This window comes from Rhizobium sp. BK418, from assembly GCF_004341105.1.
Taxonomy (GTDB): Bacteria; Pseudomonadota; Alphaproteobacteria; order Rhizobiales; family Rhizobiaceae; genus Rhizobium.
In genome coordinates this window covers 28,329-45,151 of the sequence record NZ_SLZK01000008.1, presented here as the reverse complement: position 1 = coordinate 45,151, position 16,823 = coordinate 28,329, and the positions used below count along the sequence as shown (strand labels likewise).

Sequence of the window (16,823 nt, the reverse complement as noted above, 5' to 3'; positions counted from 1 at the left end):
TTAGTTCAGCTCACCAGTCTTCACAGCAGTCGGCGGCCCGTCCTAACTTCCCGACTCGCCCGCTTCGGCGGGCTTCTTTTTCCCCTCAAGTGTTAGCGTTAGACACCGAGCCGGCATCCTGTTCTTCTCCTGGCAACAAGGAGGCAAATCCATGAATTGTTTCCACATCGCATTGCAGCTCGACAGCGGGCTTAGCGGTAATTGTCATTCACTCGAACGGCGTCGTTCACACCGTGATGGACAGCAATGATTTCATGGATCTGATAGCCAAGGAGGCGCGCAGCGGGGCCTGACTCCGTGCGGGTGGTGGGGCGGCCCGAGCGGTAAAGAAAAGCTTTCCGCTGCATAGACTCCATCCGTACGGAAGCGTGCAATTCGTCCACCACCGGCAGATCTCGGCTTGTTGGCGCTGATGGCTGAGTGACGCGTGCACCCGCTAACTAAGTTAGGAAGGGGGCTAGCGTTGAGCCATCTGCATTTACCTGCCATTGATGTCCTGAAAAAAGGTGCACGCGGCTACGCAAAGTCGGAATGCGACGCAGCTCGTCTAGTGGAGCGAACAGTTCAGGTAATAGCTGACGATCCGTCCCTTTTGGATGGCCCCGATATCGATGAGGCCTTGCTTCATGTTCTTCACCACGTTGCGCAGCAAGATTTCCGGCCCACGTGAACGTGAACGATATCGGATCGGACTTGAGTCCGATTGACGCCAGGAGCCTCAGGGCTAGCTGGCCAAGAATGATGCGGATTGAGATCCTGATTGCGATTGCATTAACCCTGATCATGGTGTCTGTCGCCTATACGGTTGCGGAACTGTCGACGCTATTGGCCCCGTAGCTCCAGACCCTGGCTTTCGCATCGCAATTTCGGGGCGGGCGGCACTGTCCATTTCTTCTGCTTGCGTTTGATCCTCTTCAACGGATTTGCGGTCAACTCGAACATCTTCCGAACGCGAGCGGTCTCCAGTTTTGGTCACGGGAGCGGACATTTGCCGAAACGACCCTATTTCGGCGGTACAGTGACTATCCGAATATGTACGCCGTTGAATTCGGCCTACGAATCCATTCACTACGACTGGCGGTTGTCGGTTTGATTCAACACCTCCCGCGCTTTTCGGGCGCTCCGAGCGTACTATCACAAAGGTCGTCGAGGATGCTGGTCTTGCGCGAGCGCCGTGCGCGGTCGATCGTCCAAACAATTAACGGATATCGCAGATGTCCTATTGAAGGGCGCCGGCCGGACGACGACAGCGAAGAATACGTCACGGCCGTCAAATCGTGCGCCGATGCCGTCACTGGAAAAATCGGCATTGAAGAATTTCGGCAACCTTTCCTCAAGGCAGCTTCGAAAACAAACATCGCGACCTTCTTCCTTGCTTCCGGAAATGCGGCATGACGCGCTTTACGGCTTGCCATAATCGGTCTCAAATAGCTTTCGTTTAGGGGGCCGCTGGACCGCCTCAACGCAATGGCGGTCTAACGCTTCGCGTTTCAGGATAATGAATGTCCCCAGATCCCCTGAAAGGACCACGAGCCCACACGGCGACAAGCCGATTGTGCTCATCGGAGAAGACGAATATTTGATCAAACGTAGTCTTGAAGAGGTCGTGGCGGACGCGGGTTTCGCGATCCTCGTCTTTGCAAATGCGGCCACGGTAATGCTCGAGTTCGAGAAGGACCCGGCTCACTTTTGCGCCTTGATCGGACCTGAGGATGCCAGGAAAAGCAGACGGCTGGGACTTCATCATGGGGCAGTCCTTCACGAACGTGCCTAGAGTGTCTGCGCCGTCCGTTCTGGATGACTACGGGTTTTGGCATGCGAAACACATTTGTCGAGCAGCCAAACACTCAACTCTTTCAAGCACTTGACCTGCAGGCGCGGCGAAGAAGCCCTCGAACAAGCCAACGATGGCATGCTGGCTATGGGATGCACGAGATATTGCTTGCACATCTGCAGAACCGGCGATTGTAGCGGATGATAGCCAGCTTCGGATCCTGATCTACGGCAAGGCCACAAGGTCGACCATGTTATGAGTAAAGACGTAGCAGACTCCTATCAAAACCAGGAGCGTGATCGCTCCAGCGATAGGCCGGACAGATTCACGCATTCAATGCAGTGCCGCCAAACGCTCATCTCGCCCAGTAGGCGTCCGTAGTCTGTCGTAGACATCGCGTGAAGGTGCCGACGCAAATGTCTGCGCGAACCTTACTCGTCATGCGAAAGCAGGATCCGTTCTAAAGGCATGAGGGTCGGATCACGCATCTTGGGAACCGCAGGGCGAACGATCGTTGGCCGCCAAAGGCTCTGTCCTCCTAAGCCGTACCTCCCTTTCGCTAACTCCGCGCCGGCTGAAACAGTTCGACCAGGTTCCCCGACGGATCAACCAGCAAAACCTGGGCTCCTCCTGGCCCGCGAACGACGTCGTTGCGGAACTGCACGCCGGCCGATCGCAGCCGTTCCACTTCGTTTTCGAGATCGTCGACGATCAAATGGATCCGGTTCCACCCTCCTGGACAGGGCAGCTCACCATCGGCCATGGGGCGGCCCGCTGAACTTGATGGGCCGCTCAAGAGCAAGCGAAGTGCGCCTCGCTGGACATCGGCGAAGGCAGGGGGATACTTGGAGATAACCGAAAAGCCCAGATGAGTGACATACCACTTGATCGAAGTTTCCACGCTTTCGACCATATAACGCACATTGACCGTCTCGTTTTCCATCTCGGCCTCGCCAGGTTCTGGAACGCCGGCAGGATAGCTAAAATTAACAGGGTAGGAAACTGGCTGATGCTGTCACTTTCGGGAGTGGTTGTGACGCGGGGCAGAAATCCGCTCAGAGGAACCTTAGCCCGATACCAGCAAGCGCTACAGGACTACTACCGACGGTGAGAAAAGACATCAACTCGTCCGCATCGATGCAGTTGTTACACCGTGACGGCTTCGGCGATGCAATCGTAGAGGCGCCGATCGCGCTACCCGAGCTCCAGCCGGAAGACCGTTTTCTCTTCATCCGACATCGCGGTGAGGGACCCTCCATGAGCCTTGGCAATCTCGCTCGCGATATAAAGCCCAAGGCCAAGCCCCTCCTTGCCGTCGCCGGCTTCTCGGGTGAACGGTTCAAAGAGACGGGTGAGGGCGCCCGGAGGAATCGGGTTTCCGACGTTTTCGACAGCGAGTTCGAATCCAGCGCCGACCGACCCCGCGGAGATCTTGATCGGTCCGTCGGCCGCGCCATGGCTTATAGCGTTCGCAAGCAGATTCGACGCAAGTTGTGCGATCTTCGGGCCATCGCAATCGACGTTGACCGCGAGCTGAAAATCGACCTCGATCTGCCGCTCGGGATGCGCGCCCGCGACTTCGTCGACCACCTGCTGAAGAATCGGGGCGAGATCTGTTTCCGTGCGATTGATTGGGATGCCGCCGCCGAGTCTGCCGCGCGCGAGGTTCATAACGTCGTCAATCAAGCCGGCCATGCGCCGGACGGCAGCGTCCATCAGCGGGATCACGCGCGCCTGCCGCTCATCGAGCTGGCCTTTCGCGAGAACGCGCAATCCCGCGTTGAACGCGGCAAGCGGGTTACGCAAGTCGTGCCCCAGAACCGCGATGAACTGCTCGCGTAAGACCGCGGTCTGGCGCTCGTCAAGGAGTGTCCCTTCCGCGTTTGTAAGCGCGTCGCGGGCCTGTTTTCGAGCCTGGCGGAGGTTCTGTTCGTACAGAAGCCGGTGGGATGCCCTGACGACGGCGATCCTGGTCAACACGGGACGACCTTCGGCGTCGCGACGCTCAAAGCCGTTGACGAGAACGGGGAGCTTGCCGCCATCCGCCGTCCTCATTTCCAGCATAACCTCCTCGAATGCACCAGACATGCGCAGCATTGGAGCAAGGTGGGTTTCGAGATAGATCTTGCCTCCAACAGTGAGGAGATCAGAAAATCGTTTGCCCACGACTTCAGCGGTTGTGAACCCCAGCCATGTCGCAAGGCGGCGGTTGACGCGGCTGACGATGCTGTCGGGGGTAATGATGATGTTGCCGACAGCGGTGTCTTCGAAGAGGCTTTCGTAATCATCCTGTGCTGCACCGCAAGCGCCGTCCCCGCACATTCAGGCCGCCTGACCCAAATAGGCCTCAATGGCCGCAATCGTTTCTTCCGGAGCACTCAGGTTGGGGCAATGGCCGGTCGCCTTCAGGATGACCAATTTACTGTTCGGGAGCTGTCGATGGACGTACTCGCCCACTTCGATAGGGGCAATTACGTCGCTTGAGCATTGGAGGATAAGCGTCGGGATCTCGAAGTCCTTTAACAGATCGCGACAGTCGGACAGAAAGGTCGCCTTGGCGAAGTGCCGGGTGATCTCGGGGTCGGTTCGGCAGAAGCTTTCCGTCAGTTCCTTCCCAAGTTCAGGTCTGTCAGGGTTGCCCATGATGACTGGGGCCATCTGTCCAGACCAACCGAGATGATTTGAATCCAGGAACTCCAGAAGCTCTTCGAGCTGCTCCTGACTAAAGCCACCGACATAGCCATCGCCGTCGACATAGCAGGGCGAGGGTCCGACCATGACAAGCGACCGGAAAAGATCGGGACGCTGCCTGGCGGCGATCAATCCGATCATCGCGCTAACCGAATGACCGACGAAGATGGCCTTTCCGATAGCCAGGGCATCGATGATTTCGACAAGATCGCCGGCGTAACCATCAAGCGTGCGGTATTTGTCAAATGAATAGGCAGACAAATCCGATTTTCCGGCGCCGACGTTGTCGAAGAGGACGATGCGGTAACGCTCCTCGAAGGCAGGAGCGACGTGACGCCACATGTTGCTGTCACATCCGAACCCATGGGCGAATACGATCGTCTCGTCGCGCGAGCCGCGTACGATGACGTTGTTTCTGTGCAAAATATCCATGAGCGACGACATAGTACATTTGCGAGAAATAGACACCGGCCCGATCCGGATAAGACAACGTACCGTGCATGCGCTGGCTGCGCGTTCGAACCCGCGCGCGATCATGGAGCCGCCAACCACCTCGCTGTTTCGACGGCCGCCACGGCCACAAGCACGGGGCGCCATTCTGGGGTTCAATTTCCGGCAAGGCGCTCGATTGGCTCGGCAAGCTCGATCCAATGTGGGCGATTGTCCCACCAATGAACATGATCGGGCGCAGGGAAGGACGGATCGGCGAATGTGCCACCTGCGATTATGACGGTGCCCGGAAAGTATATTCCGGATCTCGAAAACCCGCCCCCACCGCAGATCCGGCAGAAGGCTTTCATCACATCAGGTTTAGTTCCGCCCTGTGGGTACCAAACGGAATACTCTCCGGAGGCGAGCCGGACATTCTCCTCACGGAACCAGACATTGTGCGCAAGAACGCTTCCGGATGCACGTTGACAACGCGTGCACGTGCAGGCGTGGTTGTGCACAGGATCGCCATCAACCTCGAAGGATAAAGCGCCACAAGTGCACTTCGCATAATAGGTGGGCATAGCCAGTTCCGGTTTTCCAACCCGTGTCGACCCCCACGACGCCGGGATACACCGCTTCTATCATAAATTGTCAACACCCTCGAAGGCAACAAACCTTTTCGGTGTTAATATGCGCTGAGACAAGTTGACCCGGGGGGCAATTCTCAGTGGTATTTCCTGCACTCTCAGGTCAACTCAGCGCAAATTGACATTCTGATTTCTTCGCGGAGGGTCGCTCGTCATGCCACCGATGCTATGTCCGACAAGAAGGGCATGGGAGGGAACATGAGACAGAACGGCGGCCAGGTTGGCCGCCATCTGGTCGAGCGACACCCGTTTGGCTGTCGATCGTCCAATCCCCGGCAAGTCCCACGTGGTCACCCGGTACATTTTCGACAGATCGCCCACCGCGTATTGCCAGACCGACTGGTCAAGCGACCATCCATGCGTCGGCAAAACAGGAGGAGCACCGATTCCGGACAATAGGTTTTTAAGTTTAGGTTCTCGCCATCGGGTCCCTTGATTATCATCCCGTCGTTGGCCTCGGTTCGTAGAGGAACGCCACCGCTCTTGGCGAACAACAGCAGTATGGCCGCTCGGCCGATGAAGGACCAAACCAGAAGGGGCATAGATGTAAGGAGGCGAACATGGTCGCTACCGCTCGAAAGTCGCAGCACAACGGTGGGATTGAGGTCGACAAGGCTGTCGTCGCCGACGTCCTTAAGGTCTTGGCGCGGCACAATCCCCGCCTCTCCAAAACAGCCCTTGCAGCAACAGGCAAGGTCGTGGCGGCGATCTCGGCCGCAACCGCGCGGCTGTCCGCTGAGCAGCAGCGACGGATTGCCGCCGACGAAAAGGAACTGGCCCAGGCTGTGGAGGCGGTTGTGGCTAGCTTGGCGGAAAAATCCGGTCGCAATCTCGAGGAGGTGCCGGTCGGAAAGCCCTTGGAGGTCAGCACCGGGCAGGGCCTCGGACAATCCTTGAACATCGAAGAGGGGCGTCGCCGCCTTGCCGAGTTCGCAACACCGGCTCGGATTGAGGACTGGGCGGGACCTGTTGCGGGTCCCGGCGACATAGAGAAGATGTTTGGCACGAAGCGGTCGACACTACACGATTGGCAGAAACGCGGGGCGGTGATCGGTCTGCTCAAGGGCGAGCGAAAACATGTCTTCCCCCTGGCCCAGTTTGTTGATGGTCGACCTGTCGAGGGCATGTCGCGTATCACGAAGATCATTTCCAATCCGCGCGTTGCCTGGCAGTGGTTGATCCAGACGAAGCCAAGCATCGGAGGAACGCCGCTCGACAGGCTCAAGAAAGGTCATATTGACGAGGTTGTGGATGCCGCTGCGCGGGATTTCGGCTGAACCGTGAAGCTCGATTCCAGCACCGTTGCCGATCTCGCGTTCGCGTTTCGGCCGCAGTCATATCTCCGTGTCATGCCGGTCGCGCACAAGGCGACGCCGCTTGGCATGGGTTTCGGGAATACCAGGTTTTCCAGCCCAGCCAGGCGTTCAAGCTCCTCTACATTGCGAGTGATTTGGCCACTGCCATCGCCGAGACGATTGTTCGTGACCGCTTTGAGGGGACGCAGGAACGTGTACTGGACGAGAGCGAAATCGAAGACTGGGGCGGTAGCCGAGGTGACGGCGACCGATCCGCTTGTTGTTCTCGACCTGCGCACGACCGGGCTGCTGAAGTTGGGAGTCAGCACGGATGCGGCTCGGGCGAAGGAGCATCGCGAGGGACGGAAGCTGAGCGAAGTCGTCTATGGCTCTTTCGCCGTCGACGGCTTGCTTTACTCTTCCCGCCTCACGGCGGCGGCATGCGTTGCGGTCTATGATCGCGCTGCCGGATTGAAGCTGGCCGCTTCTCCAGCCGTGGAACTGGTTCGACAGACGGATCTCGTCCGCGCCTTGCAGTCGCTTGGCGTATCGATCCGGGCCGGACGATAGCGCGATAGCCTTTAGGCTTATTCGATTTTCGCAAGCGGTTTTGCGGTGTGGCTCGCTGCAGGCGCTTTATCGCTTCGGTTCGAAAGTCTCGACGATCTCGCAATTCGCAAGTGAAGGCCGCCGGACCATCACTACTTGACTTGCCGGAATTCGCTTTAAGATGGGGCTCGGAATAACCATCTTATATGCGATGGCAACCGGACTAGGCGGATATTAAAGGCCCGATCAAAAGCTTGCCGCGCGCCTTCTTAACCGATCGACGCGACAGCTCAGCGCCACCGAAATCGGACGGGATTAATCCCGAGCGGGCCTCTGCGACCCTGGCAGCGGTCGAAGCTTCTGAAGCCGAAGCCGCTCTCGTGCAACAAGCCAGGGTGCAATGCTGAATTCGGAACGACGAGGGTCGGCGGCTGGATTGCCACTTTTCTGCACAGGCCAGCTCATCTTCTGACAGGGCGGCACTCTTTGGGTCATGCAATGAACACCGGACCCTTGCGGCCGAACCGCCGCCCTAGGCCTACTACGGCCTCGACACTGACGACGGCAACAAGACCTTCGAGATTAGCGTCGAATCCTCGCTAGCATGTCACGCTTCGATGCGCTGTTGAGTCTGCCGATCGAAAAAGTGAACCTTTGGGCTACTCAAGGACAGTTTTACACGCTGCTCTGGAACGAGCTCGACACGTTCACGGACTACCCAAGTTAGCTCCTTGCCCTCTACCTCCACGGCAACATGCGTCTCGGAACCCGTTGGTTCGACCACCTTCACAATCGCGTCTACGCCATCTTCACCGCCGAGAGCGATGTCTTCCGGACGAATTCCGAGCACCAACGGCCTGCCGGCCGAGGCACCCGGAGCGTGCGAGAGGTCTACCCGAGAGCCGCCTGCGAGGGTCAGCGCGGGGCTGCCGGAGTTCCCCAGGGTTCCCTCGAGGAAGTTCATGGCTGGCGATCCAAGGAAGCCTGCGACGAAAACATTGCGCGGCCGATCGTACAATTCGAGCGGGCTGCCAATCTGCTCCACCCTGCCGCCCTGCAGCACGACGATCTTGTCGGCCATGGTCATGGCCTCGATCTGGTCATGCGTGACATAGACGATCGTCGTCTTCAGGCGCTGATGCAGCGCCTTGATCTCGGCCCGCATTTTTACGCGCAGTTTGGCATCGAGGTTCGACAGGGGCTCGTCGAAGAGGAAGACTTTGGGATCGCGAACGATGGCGCGGCCCATGGCGACGCGCTGGCGTTGACCACCGGAAAGCTGTGCCGGCTTGCGCTCAAGCAGAGGCTGCAGGCCGAGAATGGCGGCGGCTTCCGCCACCTTCCTGTCGATTTCCGGCCGCTTGGCACCGGCAAGTTCCAGCGCAAAGCCCATGTTCTGGGCGACCGTCATCTGCGGATAGAGTGCGTAGTTCTGAAAGACCATCGCGATATTGCGGTCCTTCGGCTGCAGATCGTTGACGACGCGTCCATCGATGCTGATCTTGCCGGCGCTGATATCTTCAAGACCGGCAATCATGCGCAATAGCGTTGACTTGCCGCAGCCAGACGGACCGACAAGGATGACGAACTCGCCCTCGGCGATGTCGACATCGATACCATGGATGATGTCGACCGCGCCGAAAGACTTTTTGACGTTCTGGATGTTTAAGCCGGACATGAGCTCCTCCTAAATCCTCAGCGCTTCCTGCGCACGCGCAGCGCCTGATGCGGCTTGCGCGGAAGCTTGACACCGAACGCGGCGTCGGGCTTGCCGCCGCGCACGATCGCGCCGTGACGGGTCGGATGCGGGACGGGTGCTGCGACCTTTTCGGCAGGGGTGATCGTCATCTCCCAGGTGTCGATGATATCAACGTCATAATCCGTGCCTTCGAGCGGCAGGCCGGATGACCAGATGATCGGCTGGTGTTCGCCGAGATAGATCAGCCGGAAATCGCCGTCGCCATCTCGAGCACCCGAAACGCGCGACCAGGGCCATTCGCCGAGAATGCCGAGCGGTTCCAGCCCGTGTTTGACGTCGGCCTCGAGCAGTTCGCGCAGGAACCCGATGCGCTTCCACGCCTCGCCGCGCAGTTCGCCGCCCTTGGCCCACCAGATCAGGTCCTCGGGGTGGGAATAGGTTTCGCCATGGCCGGCATAGCCGCCGCGCGTCACGGTGATCCAGTAGCGATGCACCAGTTCCTGCGCCGAGAGATTGCCCCAGGACTGCAGGATATCGCCTTCATATTCCGGCTCGTCGTTGATTACGGGCTTGCCATAGGCATTGCGCCATTCCTGGGTGCGCTTGACATCGGGGTTCTGTATGCAGGTATGGGTCACCCAGGGCTTGCGATGGTCGAAGTTCGCCGTGACGTCGCCATTATGGATCGAACGCAGATGCTGGTACGGATCGTTTTCCTCCAGGATGTGGAAGTAGCGGTCCCACTGCTCCATCGGCTTGGTGTCGATCAGGAAGTCATATTCATTGGCGAGCGACCACCAGACATTCCGGTAGGCGGCAAGTCGCGCCGCGAGATAGGCGACATAGCGGAAATCCTGCTCGGCGGACATGTCGGCATAACCCCAGCGGTCATAGGGGTGGAAGATGATGATGTCGGCCTCGATGCCGAGCGCGCAAAGGGCCGCAACCTGCCTGTCGAAATGCTGGAAGAGGGCAGGGTTCGGACGGTCGAAATCGAGTTTGCCGTCGGTGCCTGTCTCGAAGCAGGCATGTAGCGGCTCGTTGGTGTTGTAAGGATAGTCCTTCGGGAAGACGCCCATGCGGATCTTGTTGAACCGGGTCTTCTTCAGCGTGTCCAGCGTCTGTTGCTGCATTTCCAGCGGCTGATGTGTCCACGCGTAACAGGTCGTGCCGAAGGAGAAGAAGGGCGTGCCGTCGGCGTAACCGAAGTGGAACTTGTTGCGCACGCGCACTGGACCGTGATTGCCCGCCGAAGGCGCGGTCGCCGCAAACGATCCCGTCTTGCCGTCTAGCGCCGCCGTCTTCGAGCGCGTCCTGAAGGACCATTCGCCTTCGGTATCCGGCATGAAGCGGATGCGGTAGGTGCCGTTGCCGTCATAAAAGCCCGGCACGCGAACCTCGCGGCTCTTGTGCGTAAAAACGGCATCGAATGCCACGTCGAGATAGGGATTGCCCTCGGCCGGGCCGGCAAAGGCCGCTCCGAACACACCCCATTTTTCGACTGCTGCATCGGACATAAGTCTCTCCTCGTAGAACAAGATTTCGGTGTCAGCCCTTGACGGCACCGGAGGTCAGTCCGGACACGAAGTAGCGCTGGAACATGAGATAGACGATCGTCGCCGGAAGCACGGTCATGACGATCGCGGCGTTGAGCTGACCGTAATTGCTGGAGAACTGCCCCTGGAAAGACATGAGGCCGAGCGGCAGCGTCCACATGTGCTGGTCCTGCAGGAGGACGAGCGCCATGGCGAATTCGTTCCAGGTGGAGACGAAATCGAGGATCAAAAGGGCGGCGAGAACCGGCAGGCAGACCGGCAGGAAGATACGCCGGAAGACGGTGAAATGTGTCGCGCCGTCGATGAGTGCTGCCTCGGAGAGTTCCTTCGGAATCCCCTTGAAGAAGCCGTGCAGGATGAAGACCTGGTAGGGAACGCCGAAAGCGATATAGGGCAGGATGACGCCCGGATAGGTGTCGATCAGTCCGAAGGCATTCACCAGCGTGAAGAGCGGTGCCAGCATCACCTGAAAGGGGATCATCGTGCCGAAGACCACCAGCAGCAGGAGCGCCTTGCTGATCTTGAGCTTGATCTTGGCGAGCGCATAAGCCGCCATCGCCGATAGCGCCAGGCCGAGCGGCACCTTGATGACGGTGATGATGACGCTGTTGAAGAAGGAACTTGCGAAATTTCCGCGGCTCCAGGCGTCGGCATAGTTCTGGAAGGCGAGTTCCGTCGGTGGCATGAAGGCGCCGGTGCTGGTAACGGCCGCCTGTGTCTTCAGCGAGGTGAAGACGATGAAGACGAAGGGCGCGACCCAGATCAGCGCCACGAGGACGAGGGCGATCCACAGTCCGATGAGCACAGGATCGCGCTTCAGGCGCAGGGGCTTGATATCCGTGTCGATATCATCAGCTTCGGCGGGGAGAGCTGTCACGCTTCGACCTCCTCATGCTTTTGCGTCCAGCGCAGATACGGAATGACGATCGCCATGGTGATCAAAAGCAGGACGACGGAGATCGCAGCACCCCGGCCGAAGTCGAAGATCTGCATGGCCTGTGTGAAGGCCCAGAGCGCCAGCATTTGGGTCGACTGGGCCGGCCCGCCGCCCGTCAGGCCATAGACGATATCGAAGGCCTTCAGCGACGAGATGATCGACAGCACCAGCACGATGGTGATGGTCGGGCGCAGCGCCGGCAGGGTGACATGTTTGAACACGGCCCAGCGGCCGGCGCCGTCGATGCGGGCGGCCTCGACCAGCGTCTGCGAGACATTCTGAAGACCTGCCAGGAAGAGCACCATCGAGAAGCCGACGGTCTGCCAGAGATAGGCGATAAAGACGGAATAGAGCGCAATGTCCTTGTTGCCGAGCCAGTCCTTGATCCAGGTCTGCATACCCCATGAGGTCAGCATCTGGCTGAACAGGCCGAAGAAGGGGTCGTACATCCACTTCCACATGGTGGCGACGGCGATCGGCGCGATGATAACAGGCAGGTAGAAGATTGCGCGCAGCCCGTTGCGGCCGAAGATCTTCTGGTTGAGGCTGAGCGCCAGGAGAAGACCGACCAGCGGCGGGAAGATCAGGCTCATCAGCGTCCAGATCACGGTATTCTTGAAGGCGACCCAGAAGACCGGATCGCGCGCGAAGATCGCTGAATAATTCGCAAGGCCGACGAAGGGGCGTTGCGGATCGAGGCCGTTCCACTTCTGAAAGCTGATGATGACCACGTTCAGCATCGGATAGAGCGCGAAGATCGCGTAGATCGCGAGCGCGGGCGCGAGCAGGAAGACGGCCTGCACCCGGGGATCATGTGTTGTTTGGCGCAAGGACATTCTCACCTCCGGGGCAGGGCATCACCCCGCCGGTCTTGCGGATACGGCGCCAGCCGACCGACACGATGTCGGCCAGCCGGCGTCTCGGGAGGGGTCAGGTTCTGCCGGCGATGAAGGCCTGCATCTGCTTGGCAGCTTCAGCCGGTTCGATGCTGCCGGAGGCAACATCGTTGATGACGCGGAAATATTCCGTCGTCACATCAAGCGGGAAGGCCTGGTCGCCGTTCATGTAGATCTTGCTGTAGGTCTTGAAGATATCCAGCCACTCGGCTTCCAGAGGCTTCTGGTTGGTATATTGGACATTCTTGTTGACCGAGATCGAGCTGATCTGGCCGACGAGATCCTGCTGCACCTTCGTCGACAGGAAATAGTCGATGAACTTCGCAGCCATGTCCGGGTTCTTGGTCTTGGTGCTGATGTAGTTGTATTCAGCAAAGCCGTAGAGACGGTTGGTATTGGTCGGGAAGGGGAAGATTCCGTAATCGTCGAGATTGGCGCCACTGCCGGAGAGCTGGCCGACCAGCCAGTCGCCTTCCAGCATCATCGCCGCACGGCCTGCGGTGAAGAGACTGTAGGACTGCTTGTTGTCGATGCCCATGAAGGGCTGAAGCGTATAATCCTTCGTCCACTTGGCGAATTCGGTGAATGCATCGGTGGCGCAGGGCTCCTTCGACCAATCGAGCTTCATCAGCTTCAGCTGGTCGTGCTTGTCCGCACCGCACTTGGTCTCGAGGATCACGTCCATCAGGCGCATGACGTGCCAGTTGACCGTGCCGCCGAAGGTAAAGCCCGGAATGCCAGCTGCCTTGAGCTTGTCGGCTGCTGCCAGAAGCTCGTCATAGGTCTTCGGCTCTTCGGTGATGCCGGCCTGCTGGAAAAGCTTCTTGTTGTAGTAGACTGCTTCGCCTTTGAAGGTGAAAGGCGTGCCGTGTTTGCCGCCTGGATAGAGATCGGCAAAGGCCGCAGCTGACGGCAGCAGTTCGTCGTTCCACTTGTATTCGGTGTAGTACTTATCGAGCGGCAGCGATAGGCCGGCCTTCACGTATTCCCCGCCGAGGCCAAGACCTGCCCAGCTGAAATAGATATCCGGGCCGCGGTTGGAACCGGCAGCCACGCGCAGCGCCGTCTTGTGCTCGTCGACGGCACGCTGGACGATCTCGATATGAGTTCCGGGGTTTGCCGCTTCGAAGTCGCTGGCAACCTTCTTCAGCGCTACGTTGGCGGCATTGTTGTCGAAGTTCAGCGTCCAGAGCGTGATGTCTTCAGCCTTGACGGGGGTGACCGCGATGGCCGCGAGCGCGATGGCGGCCATAGATGAAGACTTCAATTTCGCAGAAAGCGTCAGCATTACGTCCTCCTCTTGTAAGCTGGTCCTCTTCTTGCAGCAAGCTCATCAACATGTCAACTGGTATGATGACATAACCATGCGAGGGCTGCTCACATTTATGACCCGGCATCGAATGCGGCCGAATAGAAAGACCAGCAGCGGCGAGGAGCTGGCGCCTTCACATCGAACGGGCTTCGACCGGATCAGAGGGCGACGTCGATCGCTGCCGAGCCGAAAGCGCCGAGCGTCAGGCTTCCCTTCTGCGAAGCCGGCCGGAATGCGCCGAAATCGATGCCTCGCTCCTCCGCCGTCAGATTGACGACATGAAGCGTTGGGCCTGACTGGAAGGCCAGAATCTCTGATGGCCGCGCGGAGGTGCAGCCGCGCCAGGATGTGCCGGCAAGGCGCGAGAGCAGCTTGACGACGTTAAAGAGCGGCCGAATGCCACCTTCGATGGTCGGCTCGCCCTTGCCGGCAACCAGTCCGAAGGAACCAGTCAGCGCCGACAGGGTAAGGCATTCGATATTGGCGTCCATCACGCGGATTGCGTAACCGAGCGCAAACGCTTCCGCGAAGCGACCATTGTGGCGCGGATCTCGGTTTGCCATGGGAATGCGCCTGCCGGCGGGATTGTCCATCGTGCGGCTGCCATAGGGGTTCTGCCGCATGGGAATAGTCGATGGGCCAATCCGGTAGGGCTTGTCGCCATAGATGGCACGCACCGAACGGGTGATGAAAGGCAGCGCCTCCAGCGTCTGCATGACGCTGAGATCATCGGCGGCATGGACGATCGGGTTGGTGCAATGGCTGACGAAGCCGAGGCTGTCGGCCGGCACGCGCTTGCGATTGAGTTCGGTGAAATAACTGAGCATGCCGCCGCCGATGCGAATGCCGGCGAAAGCCTCGTGCGCTGCTGAATAGACCTGTTCGAGCGGCGGACATTCCGGCCACTTGCTGCCCGGAGGCGTCGATTGCCGGTCGACGGAAGGCGAGATCAGGATAGCGGTCGGGCGGAAGCCCGCAGCCTGCATCTGTCTGGCAATCTCATGGGTCTCGGAGGCCGGTGCTAGTTTGCAGGGCAGGGCGATCTCCAGCGTCGAGCGGCCGCGGTGAACAGCGGCGACCGCCGCGAAATCCCTGAATGCCTGTGCGTCATGCCCCGCATCGGGATCGAAGTGGAAGAGCAGTTCCTGCGGCGCAATGTCGGACAGGAGGTCGCGGGCGGCAAGCGCTGCCTTGGCTTCTTCGGGTGTGACGATCAGGCCGATATCAGGCATCGTGCCGCGCCCCTCGCCCGGTTCGAGCCTGATCGTGCGGTCAGCGCTGTTGGCTGGCCTCTGCCCGCTTCTTGTGTCGTGAATGGAAAGAACGATCCGCTGGCCCACCAGTTCGTTCGCCGCAATCCGGTAGGGCCAAGGCAGCGCCAGCGGGCGCACATAGGTTTTGTAAGAAGCGTCCGACCAGTTGCGCTGATCCTCCATCTCGAACGTATCGCCTTCCATGCGGCATTCGGCCGATACGCCCGGCAGCACCTGATGGGTAATCGCCCGCATATCCTTGAACGGTTGCCAGGGGGCGATCTGATCGGGGAAACGCGTCTTGGTGACGCCGCCATCGACATGCTCGACCTTGGCTGGGCTGCCGGCAATGCCTGCGATCGGGTGCAGGATGCAGAAGCCGCAGCGGTTGGTTTCGAAACCGGTCGACGAGAGCGCTCCTGCTTCGAAGGTCAGCTCCCGCTCGGTTGCGGCAATATGCACGGAAATGGCAAGTCTGGTATCGTCAGGTCCCTTGCAACGAGCGATATAGCGGACGGAAAAGCTGCCATTGTCCTGCTCGACCCAAAGATCCTCGATTGCGGGGCTGTAGGTGCCCCAGTCGCGGTCACGCACCAGATAGGAGACGGCGCGCAGCACCTCGACGCCCTCATAACGAATCGTCCGCAGATTCCCATTGGCAAGATCGGCAGACAGGCGTCCGGCGACGAGCTTGACAGGATGCTCTTCGGCCTCACGCGTGCCGTAAAGGGCGAAGGCGTCCGTAGTCATCTCAGCATCGCCTCCACGTCGACGGCCTTGCCTGACGCGGCACTGTCATAGGCTGCCTCGACAAGGGCGAAGGTCTTCAGGTTGTCGGCGCCTGACGTTGCCGGTTCGCTACCGGTCTGCAGCCTGTCGATCCAATGTTTCTGGATCGCATAAACGCTTTCCTGGATATTGTGCCAGGGCCGCGATGCCCAGGAGAGCAGCTGCGGCGAAGCATCGGAAACGACGGTACCCGTCGCATTGGTGACTTCGAGCCGGTAGCCAACGGAGAGACGGATCGTTCCATCGGTGCCGTCGAGCTCGATCAGCGTTTCGGGAAAGGGCTCCGTGGCGAGCTTCGTGGCGTAGCTGATATCGACAACAGAGGTCGCACCATTTTTGTGGTCGAGCAGGATGGTCGCGACATCCTCGCCCTTGATCTTTGGATTAACGCGCTTCGTGCGGGCCGAAAGCGTCGTGACGTCGCCGAGGATGAAGCGGGCGATGTCGAGCGTATGGATGCCGAGGTCTTCGATGATGAAGCGTTCGCCTTCGGCAAGGTAGGGCTGGCCCGAAAACACGTCATAACCCGAGCGGAAGGAGAAGCGGCCCCAGAAGGGCGTACCAATCGCCTTGCTGTCGAGAAGTCGGCGAACCGCCTGGATCGGTGTCTGCCAGCGGAAATTCTCGTGTACCATCAGCGGAATGGCGGCCTTCCGGCAGGCCTCGACCATCGCCTTGGCATCGGCAAGCGTTTTGGCGAAAGGCTTCTGGCAGATGGCGGGGATCTTGTGGCTGGCGGCAAGTTCCACCAGCACCCGGTGGCTCTGGACCGTGGTGGCGATATCGACGAAATCGAAACCGCCATCGGCAAACATGACTGCGGCGTCGCTATAGCGCCGTTCGATGCCAAACTGATCGCCGACGATCTTCAACCGTTCAGGATCGCGATCGCAGATCGCCACGATCGCGGCACCCTCAACGTCCCTCCATGCATGCATCTGATTGATCGCAAAGAAGCCGCACCCGATCAGAGCACCTTTGAATTCAGCCATT

Annotated in this window: 14 protein-coding genes; 3 read left to right on the top strand and 11 right to left on the bottom strand. The window is 59.3% G+C overall.

What is annotated here, in order from left to right; genetic code table 11:
- Window positions 1-1,161: 1,161 nt before the first annotated feature.
- Window positions 1,162-1,395 (top strand): DUF982 domain-containing protein, encoded by a 234-nt coding sequence (locus EV281_RS26540; RefSeq protein ID WP_245508362.1) that lies wholly within the window; start codon window positions 1,162-1,164, stop codon window positions 1,393-1,395.
- Window positions 1,396-2,333: 938 nt separating this feature from the next.
- Here EV281_RS26540 and EV281_RS26535 read toward each other — a convergent pair.
- The 4 genes from EV281_RS26535 to EV281_RS26520 form a co-directional block, all read right to left on the bottom strand.
- The gene (locus EV281_RS26535; protein ID WP_132657329.1) at window positions 2,334-2,717 is read right to left on the bottom strand and encodes a VOC family protein; all 384 of its coding nucleotides are present in this window, start codon (window positions 2,715-2,717) and stop codon (window positions 2,334-2,336) included.
- A 251-nt stretch (window positions 2,718-2,968) separates the two neighbouring features.
- Window positions 2,969-4,096: a PAS domain-containing sensor histidine kinase gene (locus tag EV281_RS26530; protein ID WP_132657327.1), complete on the bottom strand. Its 1,128-nt coding sequence runs from the start codon at window positions 4,094-4,096 to the stop codon at window positions 2,969-2,971.
- Window positions 4,097-4,897 (bottom strand): alpha/beta hydrolase, encoded by an 801-nt coding sequence (locus EV281_RS26525; protein WP_132657544.1) that lies wholly within the window; start codon window positions 4,895-4,897, stop codon window positions 4,097-4,099.
- A 173-nt stretch (window positions 4,898-5,070) separates the two neighbouring features.
- Complete coding sequence (locus tag EV281_RS26520; protein WP_132657325.1) at window positions 5,071-5,478, bottom strand: GFA family protein; 408 nt, start codon at window positions 5,476-5,478, stop codon at window positions 5,071-5,073.
- A gap of 626 nt (window positions 5,479-6,104) precedes the next feature.
- Between EV281_RS26520 and EV281_RS26510 the strand changes: the two genes are divergently transcribed.
- Window positions 6,105-6,821: a hypothetical protein gene (locus tag EV281_RS26510; protein ID WP_132657323.1), complete on the top strand. Its 717-nt coding sequence runs from the start codon at window positions 6,105-6,107 to the stop codon at window positions 6,819-6,821.
- 231 nt (window positions 6,822-7,052) lie between these two features.
- The gene (locus tag EV281_RS32080) at window positions 7,053-7,409 is read left to right on the top strand and encodes a hypothetical protein (protein ID WP_348631035.1); all 357 of its coding nucleotides are present in this window, start codon (window positions 7,053-7,055) and stop codon (window positions 7,407-7,409) included.
- Window positions 7,410-7,995: 586 nt separating this feature from the next.
- On the opposite strand, the gene ugpC is transcribed toward EV281_RS32080, so the two are convergent.
- From ugpC to EV281_RS26470, 7 genes are all read right to left on the bottom strand, one after another.
- Window positions 7,996-9,066, bottom strand: a complete 1,071-nt coding sequence (ugpC, locus tag EV281_RS26500; protein ID WP_132657321.1) for a sn-glycerol-3-phosphate ABC transporter ATP-binding protein UgpC — start codon at window positions 9,064-9,066, stop codon at window positions 7,996-7,998.
- A gap of 17 nt (window positions 9,067-9,083) precedes the next feature.
- Window positions 9,084-10,604 carry a DUF5060 domain-containing protein gene (locus EV281_RS26495; RefSeq protein WP_132657319.1) on the bottom strand — a complete coding sequence of 507 codons (1,521 nt, stop codon included), beginning with the start codon at window positions 10,602-10,604 and terminating at the stop codon, window positions 9,084-9,086.
- Between the two features lie 31 nt (window positions 10,605-10,635).
- Entirely contained in the window at window positions 10,636-11,520 is an 885-nt protein-coding gene (locus tag EV281_RS26490; RefSeq protein WP_132657318.1) for a carbohydrate ABC transporter permease, read from the bottom strand.
- On the bottom strand, window positions 11,517-12,416 hold the full coding sequence (locus EV281_RS26485; protein ID WP_132657316.1) for a sugar ABC transporter permease: 900 nt from the start codon (window positions 12,414-12,416) through the stop codon (window positions 11,517-11,519). Before EV281_RS26485 ends, EV281_RS26490 begins: the two co-directional genes overlap by 4 nt.
- A 94-nt stretch (window positions 12,417-12,510) precedes the next feature.
- The gene (locus EV281_RS26480; RefSeq protein WP_132657314.1) at window positions 12,511-13,764 is read right to left on the bottom strand and encodes an extracellular solute-binding protein; all 1,254 of its coding nucleotides are present in this window, start codon (window positions 13,762-13,764) and stop codon (window positions 12,511-12,513) included.
- Between the two features lie 182 nt (window positions 13,765-13,946).
- On the bottom strand, window positions 13,947-15,791 hold the full coding sequence (locus EV281_RS26475) for a hypothetical protein (protein ID WP_132657312.1): 1,845 nt from the start codon (window positions 15,789-15,791) through the stop codon (window positions 13,947-13,949).
- Entirely contained in the window at window positions 15,788-16,822 is a 1,035-nt protein-coding gene (locus tag EV281_RS26470) for a Gfo/Idh/MocA family oxidoreductase (protein WP_132657310.1), read from the bottom strand. Before EV281_RS26470 ends, EV281_RS26475 begins: the two co-directional genes overlap by 4 nt.
- Between the last annotated feature and the right edge of the window lies 1 nt (window position 16,823).